The 16,099-nt window shown below is 69.7% G+C and carries 16 protein-coding genes; 7 read left to right on the top strand and 9 right to left on the bottom strand.

Features of this window, described 5'->3' with window-relative positions:
• Positions 1 to 31: 31 nt before the first annotated feature.
• A complete protein-coding gene (locus UA75_RS27795; protein WP_075742755.1) occupies positions 32 to 1,258 on the top strand; it encodes a M20 family metallopeptidase in 1,227 nt (408 codons plus the stop codon).
• Positions 1,255 to 2,655 carry an amidohydrolase gene (locus tag UA75_RS27790; RefSeq protein ID WP_083683690.1) on the top strand — a complete coding sequence of 467 codons (1,401 nt, stop codon included), beginning with the start codon at positions 1,255 to 1,257 and terminating at the stop codon, positions 2,653 to 2,655. Before UA75_RS27795 ends, UA75_RS27790 begins: the two co-directional genes overlap by 4 nt.
• Positions 2,656 to 2,734: 79 nt before the next feature.
• Here the strand turns inward: UA75_RS27790 and UA75_RS27785 are convergent, their stop codons facing one another.
• Entirely contained in the window at positions 2,735 to 2,980 is a 246-nt protein-coding gene (locus tag UA75_RS27785; RefSeq protein ID WP_075742754.1) for a hypothetical protein, read from the bottom strand.
• Positions 2,981 to 3,393: 413 nt separating this feature from the next.
• Here UA75_RS27785 and UA75_RS27780 point away from each other — a divergent pair, with 413 nt between their 5' ends.
• From UA75_RS27780 to UA75_RS27770, 3 genes are read left to right on the top strand one after another with little or no spacing between them, the layout of a single operon-like run.
• Positions 3,394 to 3,615 (top strand): hypothetical protein, encoded by a 222-nt coding sequence (locus tag UA75_RS27780; protein ID WP_075744296.1) that lies wholly within the window; start codon positions 3,394 to 3,396, stop codon positions 3,613 to 3,615.
• Positions 3,600 to 4,124 (top strand): DUF6879 family protein, encoded by a 525-nt coding sequence (locus UA75_RS27775; RefSeq protein ID WP_075742753.1) that lies wholly within the window; start codon positions 3,600 to 3,602, stop codon positions 4,122 to 4,124. Before UA75_RS27780 ends, UA75_RS27775 begins: the two co-directional genes overlap by 16 nt.
• Before the next feature lie 9 nt (positions 4,125 to 4,133).
• On the top strand, positions 4,134 to 5,012 hold the full coding sequence (locus UA75_RS27770) for a helix-turn-helix domain-containing protein (protein ID WP_075742752.1): 879 nt from the start codon (positions 4,134 to 4,136) through the stop codon (positions 5,010 to 5,012).
• 729 nt (positions 5,013 to 5,741) lie between these two features.
• Here the strand turns inward: UA75_RS27770 and UA75_RS27765 are convergent.
• A complete protein-coding gene (locus tag UA75_RS27765; RefSeq protein WP_075742751.1) occupies positions 5,742 to 6,194 on the bottom strand; it encodes a gamma-glutamylcyclotransferase in 453 nt (150 codons plus the stop codon).
• Positions 6,195 to 6,352: 158 nt separating this feature from the next.
• Between UA75_RS27765 and UA75_RS27760 the strand changes: the two genes are divergently transcribed.
• Positions 6,353 to 7,756 carry an NAD(P)H-quinone dehydrogenase gene (locus UA75_RS27760; protein WP_075742750.1) on the top strand — a complete coding sequence of 468 codons (1,404 nt, stop codon included), beginning with the start codon at positions 6,353 to 6,355 and terminating at the stop codon, positions 7,754 to 7,756.
• Positions 7,757 to 7,855: 99 nt separating this feature from the next.
• Here UA75_RS27760 and glpK read toward each other — a convergent pair whose 3' ends face one another.
• Positions 7,856 to 9,370 (bottom strand): glycerol kinase GlpK, encoded by a 1,515-nt coding sequence (glpK, locus tag UA75_RS27755; RefSeq protein ID WP_075742749.1) that lies wholly within the window; start codon positions 9,368 to 9,370, stop codon positions 7,856 to 7,858.
• 58 nt (positions 9,371 to 9,428) lie between these two features.
• Positions 9,429 to 10,166, bottom strand: a complete 738-nt coding sequence (locus tag UA75_RS27750; protein ID WP_075742748.1) for an MIP/aquaporin family protein — start codon at positions 10,164 to 10,166, stop codon at positions 9,429 to 9,431.
• Positions 10,167 to 10,553: 387 nt separating this feature from the next.
• Here UA75_RS27750 and glpD point away from each other — a divergent pair, with 387 nt between their 5' ends.
• Entirely contained in the window at positions 10,554 to 12,263 is a 1,710-nt protein-coding gene (gene glpD, locus UA75_RS27745; RefSeq protein ID WP_075744295.1) for a glycerol-3-phosphate dehydrogenase, read from the top strand.
• 113 nt (positions 12,264 to 12,376) lie between these two features.
• Here the strand turns inward: glpD and UA75_RS27740 are convergent, their stop codons facing one another.
• The 5 genes from UA75_RS27740 to UA75_RS27720 all read right to left on the bottom strand — a co-directional run bounded on the left by UA75_RS27740 (position 12,377) and on the right by UA75_RS27720 (position 15,962).
• Positions 12,377 to 13,204, bottom strand: a complete 828-nt coding sequence (locus UA75_RS27740; RefSeq protein ID WP_232237497.1) for an ESX secretion-associated protein EspG — start codon at positions 13,202 to 13,204, stop codon at positions 12,377 to 12,379.
• Entirely contained in the window at positions 13,201 to 14,301 is a 1,101-nt protein-coding gene (locus tag UA75_RS27735) for a PPE domain-containing protein (RefSeq protein WP_075742747.1), read from the bottom strand. The genes UA75_RS27740 and UA75_RS27735 overlap by 4 nt, the downstream gene beginning before the upstream one ends.
• A gap of 28 nt (positions 14,302 to 14,329) precedes the next feature.
• The gene (locus UA75_RS27730) at positions 14,330 to 14,716 is read right to left on the bottom strand and encodes a hypothetical protein (protein ID WP_075742746.1); all 387 of its coding nucleotides are present in this window, start codon (positions 14,714 to 14,716) and stop codon (positions 14,330 to 14,332) included.
• Positions 14,717 to 14,838: 122 nt separating this feature from the next.
• On the bottom strand, positions 14,839 to 15,450 hold the full coding sequence (locus UA75_RS27725; RefSeq protein WP_075742745.1) for a DUF3558 domain-containing protein: 612 nt from the start codon (positions 15,448 to 15,450) through the stop codon (positions 14,839 to 14,841).
• A 113-nt stretch (positions 15,451 to 15,563) separates the two neighbouring features.
• Entirely contained in the window at positions 15,564 to 15,962 is a 399-nt protein-coding gene (locus UA75_RS27720) for a DUF1707 domain-containing protein (RefSeq protein WP_198042863.1), read from the bottom strand.
• Positions 15,963 to 16,099: the final 137 nt, after the last annotated feature.

The raw sequence follows: 16,099 nt of genomic DNA, 5'->3' as shown, positions 1-16,099 counted from the left end.
CGAGGGCGGTGATGGGGCAAGATGGGTTGGCATGACACCCGATCGCGAGCCCTCGCTCCGGGACATCTGCGCTGAGACGGTCGTACGGCATGCCGAGGAGCTGATCGACCTCTCCCATCGGATTCACGCCCATCCCGAGCTCGCCTTCGCCGAGCATCAGAGCATGGCTGCCGTCGCCGAGCTGGTCGCGGACCACGGCTTCGAGGTGGAGCGGGGCGTCGGCGGACTCGACACCGCGATGGTCGGCACGGCGGGCGGGGGAGAGCTGGTCGTCGCCGTCTGCGCCGAGTACGACGCGCTTCCCGAGATCGGCCACGCGTGCGGACACAACATCATCGCCGCCGCCTCGGTCGGGGCGGCCCTGGCGTTGAGCGCCGTCGCGGACGAACTGGGCATCACCGTACGGCTGATCGGCACGCCCGCCGAGGAGGTGGGCGGCGGAAAGGTCCTGCTGCTCGAACGGGGTGTCTTCGACGGCGCCGCGATGGCGATGATGGTGCACCCCTCGCCGTACGAGATGTGCGAGCCTCGATCGAAGGCGATCGCCGACCTCGAAGTGCATTACCGGGGGCGGGCGTCACACGCCGCAGCCGCCCCTGAGCTGGGAGTGAACGCCGCCGACGCGCTGACCGTCGCGCAGGTGGCCATCGGGCTGGCGCGACAGCACTTCGAACCGGGCCAGCAGGTGCACGGTATCGTGACTCATGGCGGGGCCGCGCCCAACATCGTGCCCGCGCACACCTCGGCGATGTTCAACCTACGCGCTGCCGAGATCGACTCGCTCCGTCGACTCGAACACCGGATCCGGTGTTGTCTCGAAGCGGGAGCCGTCGCCACCGGTGCCGACTGGGAGGCCGCCGCGATCTCCCCGGACTACGCCGAGCTGCGTGCCGAGCCCCGCCTCGTGGAGGCCTACCGCGAGGCGATCGTGAAACTCGGTCGTACTCCCGATGGTCGGGATGAAGAGGCGAGCAGGGTCGTCGGCAGCACCGACATGGGTAACGTCACCCGCCTGATCCCGGGAATCCATCCCACGATCTCGATCGACTGCGGTGACGCGGTGCCACACCAGCCGGAGTTCGCGGCGGCGTGCAGCACCGAATCGGCCGATCGCGCCGTCCTCGACGGTGCCACGGCCATGGCGTGGACGGTGGTCTCCGCCGCCACGAACGAGGGATTGCGGGCCGAATTACTTGCGGGCGCGGCTCGCAGGCTCGCCACTAGTGGAAAGTCCGCCGCGACAGGAGGTGCGGCATGACCGTGTTGGACTCGCGCTACGACACTCAGATCCATACCGACGTCGACTCGGACCCCGAGTTCGCCTCTGCCCTGCCTGCAGGGGTGAGCGGCGCCAAGGCGCTACTCGGCGATGTCACCTCAGTACCTTCCGCCCCGGCGGGAGTGGCAGCCCCGACCATGGCGGGAGTGGAGGACATCGGCGCGGGTCACGGGCCGTCCTGGCTGGACGCCTGGCTCGCCGAGCACGGCTCCGACGTCCTCCGGTGGCGCAGGCATCTCCACGCCCACCCGGAGCTGTCGCTCCAGGAGTACGGCACCACCGCCTACCTGTCCGAGCAGCTCACCGCCGCAGGTCTGCGGCCGAGGGTGCTTCCCGGTGGAACGGGGCTGATCTGCGACGTCGGCTCGGGACCCGGCTGCGTGGCACTGCGCGGGGACATCGACGCGCTGCCGCTGACGGAGTCGACCGGGGCGCTCTACGCCTCCACCGTGCCGGGCGTCACGCACGCCTGCGGGCATGACGCGCACGCCACCGTACTGCTGGGCACGGCGCTGGCCCTGGCCGCCGCGCCGTCGCTGCCCGGCCGGGTCCGACTGCTCTTCCAGCCCGCCGAGGAGGTCATGCGCGGTGCGCTGGACGTGATCGCCGCAGGCGGTCTCGACGGCGTCGACCGGGTGTTCGGTCTGCACTGCGATCCGCGCCTCGAGGTCGGCAGGGTGGGCACGCGGGTGGGACCCATCACCTCAGCCAGTGATCTGATGGAGATCAGGTTCACCTCGCCGGGCGGGCACACCTCGCGCCCCCACCTCACCGGGGACCTCGTCCACGCGATGGGCACGGTGATCACCGGGCTGCCAACGCTGCTGTCCCGGCGGGTCGACCCGCGTTCCTCGACGGTGCTGGTCTGGGGTGCGGTGCATGCGGGCGAGGCGCCCAACGCGATCCCGCAGGACGGCGTCCTGCGCGGCACGCTGCGGACCGGGGACCGGGAGACGTGGGCCAAGCTCGAGCCGCTCATCAAGGAGCTGGTGGCCGCGCTGCTGGCCCCGACCGGCGTCTCCTACGAGCTGTGGCATCAACGCGGCGTGCCGCCGCTGGTGAACGAGCCTGCGAGCACGGCGTTGATCCAGGCGGGCGTCACGGCGGCCCTCGGCGAGAACGCCGTCGTGGACACCGAGCAGTCCTCCGGCGGCGAGGACTTCGGCTGGTACCTGGAGCAGGTGCCCGGCGCCTTCGCCAGACTCGGGGTGTGGTCGGGGACCGGCAGACAGCGTGATCTCCATCAGCCTTCCTTCGACCTGGACGAGCGTGCGCTGCTGACCGGCATCCGGGTGCTGACGCACACGGCCTTGGCCTCGCTGACGGCCGAGGCCGGCGGCGCCGGTGCGGCGGAAGTGGGTACCGCCCCTGCCTGACGGGTCGGGGTCACGACAGACAGGGGCGGCGTCGTAGGGGTCGCCCGGCCGCTGCGGCGGCTCGGCGACCGCCCGGTCCTCACGGCGACCGGAGCAGGCACCAGGTACACGGCATTCCGCTCATGCCCTCCAACAGCTCCACGTCCTCGCGCTCGAATCGCTCCGAGCAGTAGGCGGTGAGCACGTCGGGGATGCTCTCGACCGTCTGCGGCGCGGGACAGACGTGCACCAGGCGCGCGGTCTCACCGACGAGGCCCGGCAGATAGCGGACGAGCAGAAGCCGAGGCCCGGTGGGCCGTTGATCGAGGGCGCCGATGCCGTTCATTCCTGCTCCTGCTCGCGGTGGGCGATCGTCTCGGAGTGGAGAACGCCGAAGTCCCGAGGCGGACTGCCCGGGTCGGCTCGCAGCGAGGCGGTTCCGGGGCGGACTGCCGGGGAGACCGATGCGTCGCAGTGCGGTGCGCGAAGAGGCTCAAGATCACCAGCGGACCGCCCATGAGCAGCGCGGCACTCAGTGACACCAAGGTCGATGACAGGTTCAGCATGGCCGTTCCCTCGATCGCGGCACCTTCTTCTGTGTAGGTAGTTTCCCCAATCGAGTGAGAAAATGGCAAGAAAATTCGAGAACATGCTCGAAGCCGTCACTCGTTCGGACGAACATGTGCGGAAGAATGATGATCAAACCGGGGAAGCCTGCGAGAATACGATGAGAACCTGCACGACTTGGAGGATGTCATCGTGGAGTTGACGTTCCTGGGCACCACGTCCACGACCGGAAACTGTCCGAACCTGTACCTGACCGACCGCGGAACCTACGTCGTCCAGGGCACCAGGGTCGTCGACCCGGAGGCGCTGCGCGTCTTGCGGGAACGCGGCCTGCCGATCAACGAGGGAGCAGTCGAGATTCCGACGGAGTTGCTGGGATTCGCCTCGAAGGAAGTACCGTGCGCCGTCTCCTAGACGGAGCTGAACTCGCCAGGCTGTTCGCCCGCTTCACGCGATCTGCCTGGCGGTTCGAAACGCAGGCCGAGTACCGCGAGGTCTCGGAGGCGGAGCCGTACCGACGGTTCCTCGCAGGCGAACTCGGCGAGGATCGTTCCTGGATGACCGAGTGGCTGCGGTCGGTCACGGCGTCGACCCGACAGGGCCGAAGCTTCGCACGCGTGCGCGTCGTGGCGTATCCGCCGACCGACTACCAGCGCTTCGAGATGGCGGTGGCGCCGGACAACGAGGCGGCGGGTGAGGACATCCGTGTCCTCGCGGCTCAGCGGGCGCGAGGACTGCGGCTGCCCGCACAGGATTTCTGGTTGTTCGACGACGCGGTCTTGGCACTGATGCACTTCGGAGCGGGCACGCTGACCGGCATCGAGGTGACGACCGACGTCGCCAGGGTCGAGCAGTACCGTGCGCATCGGCTCCGTGCCTGGAGCCACGCCGTTCCGCTCAGCGAGCATATGACGATCAGTTGACCAGAGGCGATGAGAAGTGTGGGCAGCAGCTTCGAGGAACGTCGTGAGGAACTCGGAGAACGCCTGCGTCTGCTGCGGGAGCAGGCGGGCCTGACCGGTAAGGAGCTGGCGCTGGCCTGCGGCTGGTCCGCAGTGTCGAAGGTCAGCAAGATCGAGAGAGGTCGCCAGACCGCGACCCAGGAGGATCTGGCTGCCTGGCTGGAGGCCGTCTCGCTCGACGAGGCGAGCCGAGCGGGCTTCGTCGAGGATCTCGCCGAGCTTCAGGAGGAGTACCTGAGCTGGCGGAACCAGGTTCGCTCCGGCCACCTGGTCCGGCAGGAGGAGCCGATCGACCGCGACCGGCGGGCACATCGCATCCTGGCGATGGAATTGAACGTCATCCCCGGTCTGGTGCAGACGGCCGACTACGCGCGGCAGGTTTTACAGACCAGCCTGGAGCTGCACGGCGGTCCGGACGACATCGAGGCGGCCGTCCGGGCTCGGATGCGCAGGCAGCAGGTGCTCTACGAGCCCGGCAAGCGCATCGAGATCCTCATCGCCGAATCCGCGCTGGTCCACCCGGTCGCCTCCCGGGACGTGATGGCCGGGCAGCTTCATCGACTGGTCGCCGCGATCGGCACGCCCGATCTGCGCCTCGGTCTGATTCCGCTGAATCGACGTCTTCCCCTCGTGCCTTTACACGGTTTCTGGATCGTCGACGAGACCGCGATGGTCGAGACGGTGACCGGCGAGCTGAAGATCACCGATCCGGACGAGCTGGCCCTCTACGTCCGGGTCTGGGAACGCCTCTGGCTGGTGGCCGTGGAGGGCGAGGCGGCTCGCCGCATCCTGAACCGCCACGTCGAGGACCTGTTCGTCCTGGCGGGCGCCGAGGACGGCCAGCTCTGAAGCACGCCGCCCCGGCCGGGACGACCCGGCCGGGTGCGCCCGGTCTCGGCCTCGCGTGTCGCCGGGTGGCGCCTGGCGCCGTCGGCCCGTCGAGGTGTCTCCACGGGGTCCGCCGCATTCCGGGCGTATCGCCCTGCCGTCGGCGGGGAGCCCGAAACACCGGGAGTCCGCGCGTCGGGAGTCCGACCGCAGTCGACGGGGCCTGCCTTCGTTCCGGCCTCGTCGCGGCGTCCGATCGGCAGGGGCGCCGCAGGCCTCGTCCTGAGTGTCCAGTCGTGGGCGTCGGGCCGGTCGATCGACTGTCGACGTCGTCGGCGCTCGATCGCGCTTGTGCGGTGTCCGGCCCGCTCAAGCCTGTCTTCGCGGCTCTCGGCCGCACGCACCGGCTGGCACCGGCCGAGGTCGGTGGCGTCTCGGCTCGTTCTGGTGCGCTGTCCGTCGGAGGAGCCGCCACGCCTGCCGCGTCGCGAGACAGTCCCGCCACGCCTGCGGCGTCGAGTCGGCGACCGGTTCGCCGCCACCGGCGGACACGAACCTGGCCGCCGGTGGCCGGTCGAGGAATCCCGATCGGTGACGGGGATACGTCGCACGGGACATCGGCGCGGCGCAGGCTCCGTCGCAGTCGACGATGCTCAGCACGCGCCATGGGCACCGACGGCAGGGCCCGCCGTGCCACGACGACACGTCTCGGTCGAGACCGACATCGGGTCGCCGGGCAGGGCGATCGACTCAGGGACCGATGCCGGTGCAGGGTCGCTTGCGCAGCTCGGTCGGGTACTCGGTGGGTGCGCCCGCCGCCTCCGCCGCGTCGGCGATGACCCCGAGGTATCGCGCCGAGGGCAGCCCGCCCTCATAGGCGTCCAGCACGTAGAACCACGCCAGCGTCGACCGCTCCAGGGTGTCCACCCGGAGTCTCACCTTGCGGTGCATCCACAGCTCCGACCCCTCCCAGCGATCGAGCTGCTTCTCGTCCTCGGCGCTGACGTCATAGAGGACGACGAAGACCTGCGAGTCCGGGTCCTCGACGATGGTCGCCAGGGCCCCTTCCCAGCCGAGGTCTTCCCCGCCGAAGGTCAGTCGCCATCCCGCGAGCCATCCGGTGCCCGCCATCGGCGAGTGCGGGGCTCGCTCCATCATCTGGCACGGATCCATGTTCGATCCGTACGCGGCGTAGAGCGGCACGGGAGACAGCCTAGCTCCAGAACGAGCATCGGACCGCTGAGGTTGACCATCGGCTCCTCATCCGGTCGGAGTAGGCCGGCCGTGCTCGTCCGAATGGGGACGCCCGGATACGGTGTGCTGGTCTTTACTCCTGGACCATCCCGTCGGTTGGAGGACCGTTGACGCGCATCGTGATCATGGGTGGAGGCCCGGCGGGATACGAGGCAGCGCTGGTCGCGGCGCCGCATGGCGCCGAGGTCACGGTCATCGAGCAGGACAACATCGGCGGCGCGTGCGTGCTGTACGACTGCGTGCCGTCCAAGACCTTCATCGCCTCGGCGTCGGCCCGCAGCACGGCCCGCAGCGCGGGCCAGCTCGGCATCGACACCGTGCGGGGCGAGGTCGGCGTCGACCTCCCAGTTGTACACGGTCGGGTGAAGGGCCTTGCCCTGGCGCAGTCCGCAGACCTCCGGGCGCGGATGCGGCGCGAGAACATCCGGCTGATCTCGGGTCGTGCCCGGTTCGACGACGTGGTCACCGGCCTGGCCGCGCACCGCATCGTGGTGGACCAGCCGGACGGCAGCACGATGGTCCTGGAGGCCGACGTGGTGCTGATCTCGACCGGAGCGAACCCGAGAATCCTGCCCGGTGCCGAGCCCGACGGCGAGCGCATCCTGGACTGGCGGCAGATCTACGACCTCCCCGAACTGCCGGAACACCTGGTGGTGATCGGCTCCGGGGTCACCGGCGTGGAGTTCGCCTCGGCCTACACCGAGATGGGTGTCAAGGTCACCATGGTCTCCAGTCGGGACCGCGTGCTGCCGCACGAGGACGCCGACGCCGCCGCCGTGCTGGAGGAGGTCTTCGCGGATCGCGGAACAGCGGTGGTCAAGCACGCCAGGGCCGAGTCGGTGCAGCGCACCGCGAACGGCGTGCTCGTCCGGCTCCAGGACGGCCGCACGGTCGAGGGCAGCCATGCGCTGCTCACCGTCGGCTCGGTGCCCAACACCGCCGACCTCGGCCTGGAGCGGATCGGGATCACGCCGAACTCTTCTGGTCACATCCCGGTCGACCGGGTCTCCCGGACCTCGGCGCCGGGGGTGTACGCGGCGGGTGACTGCACGGGCGTCCTGCTGCTGGCCTCGGTGGCCGCCATGCAGGGCCGGATCGCGATGTACCACGCCCTCGGCGAGGCCGTGAACCCGATCAAGCTCAAGACCGTCGCCTCGAACGTCTTCACCAACCCGGAGATCGCCACGGTCGGCATCAGCCATCAGCGGATCGACTCGGGAGAGGTCCCGGCGCGCAAGATCACCCTGCCGCTGGCGACGAACCCGCGCGCGAAGATGGAGGGCCTGCGCTGGGGCTTCGTGAAGCTGTACTGCCGCCCGGCGACCGGAGTGGTGATCGGCGGCGTCGTGGTGGCGCGCAATGCCAGCGAACTCATCCTGCCGATCGCTCTGGCCGTGCAGAGCCAGTTGACGGTCGACCACCTCGCGGAGACCTTCTCGGTGTATCCCTCGTTGACCGGGTCGATCACCGAGGCGGGCCGACAGCTCATGCGCCACGACGACCTGGACTGACGCCGGACCTGCCCGCGCGAATGCTGATCGGCCCACCGTGTCGAAGTCGACGAGCCCCGTCGCCGACGGCCGCGGCGGACCGTCGGCGACGAGTTCGCTCTAGTCCTCCTCGTCGACCCAGTCGAAGGTCTTGGTGACGGCCTTCTTCCAGCTCTTGTAGTGCTTCTCCCTGCTCTCCGCGTCCAGCTCGGGGTCCCACTGCTTGTCCTGGGCCCAGTTCTGGCGGATGTCGTCCTCGCTTCCCCAGAAGCCGACGGCGAGCCCCGCCGCATAGGCGGCGCCGAGCGCGGTGGTCTCGTTGACCACCGGCCGGATGACCGGGACGCCCAGGATGTCGGCCTGGAACTGCATCAGCAGCTCGTTGACGACCATGCCGCCGTCGACCTTCAGCGAGGTGAGCGCCACGCCGGAGTCGGCGTTCATCGCATCGATCACCTCGCGGGACTGGAACGCCGTCGCCTCCAGCACGGCCCTGGCCAGGTGCCCCTTGTTGACGAACCGCGTGAGCCCGACGATCGCCCCTCTGGCGTCGGACCGCCAGTACGGCGCGAACAGCCCGGAGAACGCCGGGACGAAGTAGGCGCCGCCGTTGTCCTCCACCCCGCCTGCCAGCCGTTCGATCTCGGCGGCGGAGCCGATCATCCCGAGGTTGTCTCGCAGCCACTGGACCAGCGAGCCGGTCACGGCGATGGAGCCTTCCAACGCGTAGACGGTGTCGGCGTCGCCGATCTTGTAGCAGACGGTGGTGAGCAGCCCGTTCTGGCTCATCACCTTCTCGGTACCGGTGTTGAGCAGCAGGAAGTTGCCGGTGCCGTAGGTGTTCTTCGCCTCGCCGGGGCTCAGACAGGCCTGCCCGAAGGTGGCGGCCTGCTGGTCGCCGAGGATGCCCGCGATGGGCAGCCCGGCCAGTGCGCCGCGCTCCCGGATCTGGCCGTAGACCTCCGAGGACGAGCGGATCTCCGGCAGCATCGAGAGCGGGATGCCCATCTCGGCGGCGATCTCGGGGTCCCAGGAGAGCGTGTCCAGGTTCATCAGCAGCGTGCGCGAGGCGTTGGTGACATCGGTGAGGTGCAGCCCGCCGTCGACACCGCCGGTGGCGTTCCAGAGCACCCAGGTGTCCATCGTGCCCAGCAGCAGATCACCGGCCTCGGCGCGTGCCCTGGCCCCCTCGACGTTGTCGAGGATCCACTTGACCTTCGGACCCGCGAAGTACGTCGCCAACGGCAGTCCGGTCACCGAGCGGTAGCGCTCCTGGCCGCCGCCGAGGGCGCCGAGCTGCTCGATGATCCGGTTGGTTCTCGTGTCCTGCCAGACGATCGCGTTGTAGACCGGCTTCCCGGTCTTGCGGTCCCAGACCACGGTGGTCTCACGCTGGTTGGTGATGCCCACCGCCGCGATGTCGGCCTCGACGAGGTCTCCGTTGGCGAGCGCCCCCGCGCACACCTGACGGGTGTTGCGCCAGATCTCCTCCGGGTCGTGCTCGACCCAGCCCGCCTTGGGAAAGATCTGCTCGTGCTCGCGCTGATCCACCGCGACCACCCGGCCCGCGTGATCGAAGATCATGCACCGGGTGGAGGTGGTGCCCTGGTCGATCGCGGCCACGTACTTCGCCATGACGATGCTCGCCTCTCTGCTACGTCGTCAGTCTGTCAGTGTTGCCGTCGCGCGCTGGTCAGATCGGCAGTGCCAGGTAGGTCAGCGCCGCGAGCGCGGCGCCGATCAGCGGGCCGACCACCGGAACCCACGAGTACCCCCAGTTCGGGGTGCCTTTGCCCTTGATCGGCAGCACCGCGTAGGCGATCCGAGGTCCCAGGTCACGAGCCGGGTTGATGGCGTATCCCGTCGGACCGCCGAGCGACGAGCCGATGGCGACCACGAGGAAGGCCACCCCGGCGTAGCCGAGCGCGGCGTTGCCGAACACCGTGCCGTCCGGGCCCTCCGACGCTGCCGGGCTCAGCAGAATCCAGAGCAGCAGGACGAACGTGGCGATGACCTCGGTGACGGTGTTCCAGACCTTGTTGTCCACGGTCGGGCCGGTCGCGAAGATCCCGAGGGTGTCCTGGGGCTTGTCATGGGTGTCGAACTGAAGCTTGTAGGCGAGCCAGCACAGGACGGCGCCGATGAACGCGCCGACGAACTGCGCCGACCAGTATGCGGGCAGTGCGCTCCACGAGGTGTTTCCCGCGATGGCCTGCCCGAGGGTGACCGCCGGGTTGATGTGCCCGCCGCTCGGATCGGCGACGCTCGCACCGACGAACACGGCGAAGCCCCAGCCGAAGGCGATCAGGAGCCATCCGCCCCCGAACCCCAGTGTTCTCCTCAGATTGACGTTCGCCACGACACCCGCACCCAACAGGATGAGAGTGGCCGTGCCGAGCATCTCCCAGACGAAGATCTCCGCAAAACCCATCGCGCTGGCCTCCCCGACTATGGCCGTCAGTATGGGTCGACACACCTGCGGTCGCTGGGCAGGCCAGGCGAGCAACGGTGCGGCAACCTGGAATGATCGCGGACGCTACTGGCCCGTAACGACGTTGTCTACGGTCGAACAGCCGCGTCCTGCGAAGAATTGCGGCGCATGGTGTGCTTGACGACGTCGCTTCGTCCGCCGTCCACCGCCGGGGCCTACCGACGGGTAGCGTGGTGGCCGCGACGTCGAGATGATCAGCGCGACCGAGACGACGCAGGCGTGAAGGCACGGCCCGTGATCAGGGAGGCGAGCCCGGTGGCGAAGCAGTTCGACCAGAGGCCTGCGGCCGAGAGCAGCAGACTCGCCGCGGCGGAGGCGCAGGCCGCGATGGAGGCGGGGGCGCTCACGCCCGCCGAACGACGTCGAAACTGGTCCCGGCTCGGGTCGGACTCTTTCGACGTCGTGGTGGTCGGCGGTGGTGTGACCGGCGCGGGCGTCGCGCTCGACGCGGCGACCAGGGGCATGCGCGTCGCGCTGGTCGAGGCTCGTGATCTGGCGTCGGGTACCTCGAGCCGGTCGAGCAAGCTCTTCCACGGCGGCCTCCGATACCTTGAACAGCTTGAATTCGGCCTCGTCCGCGAGGCGCTGCGCGAGCGCGAGCTGATGCTGACCAGGCTCGCCCCCCACCTCGTCAAGCCGGTGCCGTTCCTGTACCCGTTGAGCCACCGGCTCTGGGAACGTCCCTACACCGCCGCCGGACTGCTCCTCTACGACACGATGGGCGGCGCCCGCTCCGTGCCTGGTCAGAAGCACCTGACCAGGGCGGGAGCGCTGCGGCTGTTCCCCGCGCTCAAGCGCAACGCCTTGATCGGCGGCATCCGGTACTTCGACAGCCAGGCCGACGACGCACGGCACACGATGACCGTCGCCAGGACTGCGGCGCACTACGGCGCGGTGGTACGAACGTCGACGCAGGTGGTGGGCTTCCTCCGCGAGGCGGACCGGGTCTCCGGGGTGCGCGTGCGCGACGTGGAGACCGGCGATGAGGTCGACGTGACCGCGCAGGTGGTCGTCAACGCCACCGGGGTGTGGACCGACGAGCTTCAGCAGCTCTCGGGCAGCCGGGGTCGGTTCCGGGTCAAGGCCAGCAAGGGCGTGCACATCGTCGTCCCGCGCGACCGCATCGTGGCCGAGGCAGGGCTGATCCTGCGGACCGAGAAGTCCGTGCTTTTCGTCATCCCCTGGCGCAACCACTGGATCATCGGCACCACCGACACCGAGTGGAATCTCGACCTCGCGCACCCGGCGGCGACCAAGAACGACATCGACTACATCCTCGAACACGTGAACCGGGTGCTGGCGACGCCGCTGGTGCCCGAGGACATCGAAGGCGTCTACGCCGGGCTTCGTCCGCTGCTCACGGGGGAGAGCGAGGACACCTCGAAGCTCTCGCGAGAGCACGCCGTGGCCCGCGTCGCGCCCGGTCTGGTCGCCATCGCAGGCGGCAAGTACACCACCTATCGTGTGATGGCGGCCGATGCGGTCGACGCCGTGGCGGTCGACCTGCCCGGTCGCAGCGCCCCGTCGATCACCGACAAGGTCCCGCTGCTGGGGGCCGACGGCTACCACGCCCTGGTGAACCAGGCCGACCAGCTCGCCGCTCGACACGGCCTGCACCCGTATCGGGTGCGTCACCTGCTCGATCGCTACGGCTCGCTGATCCACCAGGTGTTGGCGCAGGCCAAGGGCCGCCCGGAGTTGCTGCGGCCGATTCCCTCAGCGCCGGACTATCTCCAGGTCGAGGTGGTCTACGCCGCCGGGCACGAGGGCGCGCTGCACCTGGAGGACGTGCTCACTCGGCGGACGAGGATCTCTATCGAGTACCCGCATCGCGGGATCGAGTGCGCCGAGTCGGTGGCACGGCTGATGGGCGAGGTGCTCGGTTGGGACGACGCGAGGGTGGCCGAGGAGGTTCGGATCTACACCGCCCGGGTCGACGCGGAACGAGACTCGCAGAGCCAGCCCGACGACCAGGCCGCCGACGCGCGGCGCTCCGCAGCGCCGGAGGCGAGACCGGAGATCCAGGAACCGACCTGAGCAATGCCGGGCGGATCGCGGCCTGGCAGGCGGAGCGGATGAGGGCCGCAGGCAGCCGGAGATCGCCTGCCCGGTGACTCGCAGCGGCCCGTGCTGTGCCGAGTCCGGGGTCTTCAGGAGACGAAGAGCGGGAACTCCGCAGGCTGTTCGACCGGCTCGGTGAGCAGTTCCTCGACCTGGTGATGAAGCATGCGGATGCCCGCAGGTGCCACGGTGCTCCACTCGGTGCCGTCGGGCGCCTCGCGGCGTGACTGGAGGTACCGGCCGCTCGGTGTGTCGAAGAAGGCCACCACCCTGGGTGCACGCAGCCGTCGCCCCCACGCGTTGCGGGCCGCCGAGCCGAACTGGCCGCGATCCCCTGCGGTGCGCACCATGTTCCCCAGCGTCTGGGCATCGGACGCCCGCAGGTCCGTTCCGGTCAGCAGGCGAGTCAGCGCGTCCGGGTCGTGTCCCGCCGCGCGGGCCGCGTGATCGAGATCGACGCTGCGCAGGGTGACCGAGCTGCCGAGACCGGGCGGTCGGGCGGGCAGCACGTCGAGCACGGCCCTGGTCAGTCCTGTTCGGACGACCGGTGTCAGGCTCAGCGTCCCGCCGTCGAGGACGGCCCGCACGCCGGTCTCCCCGGAGATCGCCGCGATCACCCGGATCTCGCGGCCGCCCAGCCAGAGCCTGCCGTCCAATTCGACATCGGGTCTGCCCAGCGCGGTGATCAGTGCGACCAGCGCTTCGTCCAGCGCTCCCGGTCTGCCCAGCGCGCGCTCGGCCAGCGAGGACCAGACCCCCATCGCCAGTCTGGTCCGCTCCTCGTGCGTCCGGCCGGGGGAGGGGACCTTGACGGCCAGCGGCATCCGACCCGGCCGCAGGTGTTCCCACAGCACGTCGAACTCCAGCGCCGTCAGATCGATCGACGCTGGAGTCTGATCGTGATCCACTTCGGTCACGCCGGTCCTGCGCCGAGGACCGGCGGGCTGACCAGGAAGCTTTCGCCGAACATGTCTCCAGTGGACTCCAGGTATCTGTGCTGGGCCTCGACGACGGGGTGGCCGTTCGGCGAGGGCGGCTCATCGTCCACTCGCGCCTGTGGAATCACCGCGACGCCTGCGCCTGCCTGCCAGCCGGTCGGGACGACGGCCGACGGGGCGATGGACGCCGTCGGTCCGCCGAGCGACACCGAGGTCGGCGAGACGAGGGCGGCACGGGGCGCCGACTGCTGCGGGGAGGCCGAGCCTGCGCCCGACGGCGTGCCCTGCGGGGCCGCGCCGTGCTGGGCGGGCGCTCCGACGTGACCTGACCTAGGCGCGGTCACCGGACCGTTGCGCGTCACGGCACGCCGTTCCGATCCCGCACCGGACGCGGGCGTCCTGCTCGCAGGTGCCCGCCCACCGGGCGCACGGGTGCTCGTCGGCGCCCGCCGAGTGGCAGGGGTGCCTCGGCCGGTCGGTGTGGACGTGCCGGAACGTGCCGAGGGGATGTAGGCGCCGTCGCCGCGCACGATCTCCTGCGGGGCGATCACGACGTCCGGCGGTCTGGTGAACGGCGTGAGCGAGCCGGTGATGCCCGCGGTGCTGATCTCGTAGTTGGTCATCACCTCGAACGCCCGTTCCTCGGCAGCCTCGCTGAGCGCCTCCCGGATCTCGAAGTCGATCTGGCCGCTGAACAACGCGGACAGCCCGCTCGCTTCGGTCGGCTGCCCGGTCGGAGCCGCGACCGGTGCGGGCATGTCCGCCCGCGCCTTGCTGATGTTCTCCGCCTGCCGTTCCGCGGCCGCCCGCATCGTCTCGGCGCTGCCGCGTGCCTCGATCGCCCACTGGCCCAGCGGTTGCAGACCCGCCCTGGTGCCGTCGGCCGCCGCTCCCGTCCAACGAGGGCCGGACTTGGCGATGGCGCGCTGCACATCGGCGCTGATCACGGTCAATGCGCGCGCGACGGCCAGCCAGCGGTCCGCTGACGCCTCCGAAGCCGACGGCCCCGGCCCCACATTGATCTTCTCGTACAGTTCCTGGTGCGTGTAGCCGTTCCAGCGGTGTCGCCCGCTCATGCTTCCAGCTCACCCCCGACGTGAGTGTTCAGCATCCGTTGGCTTCCAGTAGGTCCGCGTTGTCGTCGTCGATGCGGCGGTACTGCGCCTCTGCCTCTTCCAGGGTTCCGGCCGCCGACTGCAGCTGGTCGCGATACCCGCAGAGCGCGTCGAAGGCCGCTTCGCTGCCACCGAAGGAGAACTCGTTGAACTGCTCGGCCGCCTCCTGGCTGACCGGGTCGCCCGCCCACGGCACGATGCGCAGATCGTTGAAGGCATGTTCGATCTGCGGGCCCAGTTGGTCCAGTGCCGTCTGGAGCGAGCGAGTGATGTCCGGGATCGCCTCCGGTTCCACATAGAGCTGGTCGGCGCCGACACCGCCTGCGCCGGGCACCGGCGTCGTCGAGTCGGAGCCGGGAATGGAAGTGGATGGCATGGGTATACCTCCAGCTCGGCATCGATCGACTCACCTTAGCCCGAATTCATGACACTGTGGAGTGGTTCACATGCGCAGCGTGGTAGCTCACCGTGAAGGGGCTGCTGGCCTGCGAAGACAGTTCATCTGGCGGCCGTCAGCGACGTAATCGTCACCTCTGCGATGCGTTGTGCACCTGCGCACAACTGGTCCAGCGGCGTCGGCGGCTGCGCTCCGTCGTCCCGATAGAGGACGTCGAGGAACTGTCCTTCGGCAACGTCCACCTCGACGTTGCATACCGTGTCGATCATCGGGGTGCGCACCACCAGGGCGGGGAAATCCGCCACCTCCACGTGCTCGACGTCGACCTGCGCCGTGTCGTCGGTCCACACGCCCACGCCCTCCACGGTGACCAGCGCGATCCGAGCGCCGATGCGGCCCTGACTGTTGCGGAGGCTGCAGGTGGCGGCATCACCGAATCCGTCTTCGACCCCCGGCTGCGGCGGGCGGTCGAAACCGAGCTGGCTGCGCTGCGCCTCGGTCAGGAGCGTGCAGGGATCGACGTCGACGAGACTGATCTCCTGCGGACGCGGCGGTGGCGATGCCGACGGGGTACTGGGCAGCGGCGCCGACAGGTGCGGCGGATTCGTGTGGGCCGCGCGTCCGCCGCCGCTGTCGGTGCAGGCCGCGGCGATGAGCACGATGATCAGCCCGACGGCACATCGGGCCGCGAAGGCAGGACGATGCTCGGTCATGGCCGTACCGTAACCGGGCAGGCACTCGGGGTCGTCGACGGACGGTCGTCGGTTCGAGGCTGCGTCAGATCCCGTCCGGGCCTTGCGTCAGCGACCGGCCGCGTCGCCGACGGTCAGCGCCATCGCAGGACCGCGGTCACGGCGAGCGGCAGCGCGAGGATGAACAGATTCCTGGTGAACACCGCGAGCAGCGCTGCCACCAGCCAGACCACGGTCATCAATGCTCTGTCCAGCGGATGCCGCTGCGGACGCGCGGACGCCTGCGGTACTGGCCGAGGGGCGGGCGGCGGCGTGGGAGGGCGAGGATTCAGGAATGCGGGGCGCGGCTGGGGCAGATCCGCGAAGACCGCCGCGATGTCGCTCCGGACTCTGGCCGTCGAGGCGCGGGCGCAGCGATCGCCGTACTCGGTGATGTCGAGCCTGCCGTCGGCGAGGTGCCTGCCAAGGACCTCGACCGCCTCCTCGCGTTCGGCATCGCCGATCCGCACCTCGGGCGAGAAGAAGTCCTCCACAAGCTCCGATGCTAGTACCTTTCCGCGTCTCTCCTCACCGTCCGCGCCCACCAATCTGGGCGGGTCCTGATCGAGCAACCGACCTGAGCCGCGCCGTGCGGGCCCGCGATCACCCCGTCATGACGCGGGCGGCGGCG

The sequence above is a fragment of the Actinoalloteichus sp. GBA129-24 genome (assembly GCF_001941645.1).
Taxonomy (GTDB): Bacteria; Actinomycetota; Actinomycetes; order Mycobacteriales; family Pseudonocardiaceae; genus Actinoalloteichus_A; species Actinoalloteichus_A fjordicus.
This window is presented reverse-complemented; position numbering and strand designations above follow the sequence as displayed.

Excerpts from the sequence above, each read along its gene's own strand:
- UA75_RS27750 (WP_075742748.1), bottom strand. The coding sequence starts at position 10,166 with ATGGGTTTTGCGGAGATCTTCGTCTGGGAGATGCTCGGCACGGCCACT.
- UA75_RS27790 (WP_083683690.1), top strand. The coding sequence starts at position 1,255 with ATGACCGTGTTGGACTCGCGCTACGACACTCAGATCCATACCGACGTC.
- UA75_RS27770 (WP_075742752.1), top strand. The coding sequence starts at position 4,134 with ATGAGAAGTGTGGGCAGCAGCTTCGAGGAACGTCGTGAGGAACTCGGA.
- UA75_RS27785 (WP_075742754.1), bottom strand. The coding sequence starts at position 2,980 with ATGAACGGCATCGGCGCCCTCGATCAACGGCCCACCGGGCCTCGGCTT.
- glpK (WP_075742749.1), bottom strand. The coding sequence starts at position 9,370 with ATGGCGAAGTACGTGGCCGCGATCGACCAGGGCACCACCTCCACCCGG.
- UA75_RS27795 (WP_075742755.1), top strand. The coding sequence starts at position 32 with ATGACACCCGATCGCGAGCCCTCGCTCCGGGACATCTGCGCTGAGACG.
- UA75_RS27725 (WP_075742745.1), bottom strand. The coding sequence starts at position 15,450 with ATGACCGAGCATCGTCCTGCCTTCGCGGCCCGATGTGCCGTCGGGCTG.
- UA75_RS27730 (WP_075742746.1), bottom strand. The coding sequence starts at position 14,716 with ATGCCATCCACTTCCATTCCCGGCTCCGACTCGACGACGCCGGTGCCC.
- glpD (WP_075744295.1), top strand. The coding sequence starts at position 10,554 with ATGGAGGCGGGGGCGCTCACGCCCGCCGAACGACGTCGAAACTGGTCC.
- UA75_RS27735 (WP_075742747.1), bottom strand. The coding sequence starts at position 14,301 with ATGAGCGGGCGACACCGCTGGAACGGCTACACGCACCAGGAACTGTAC.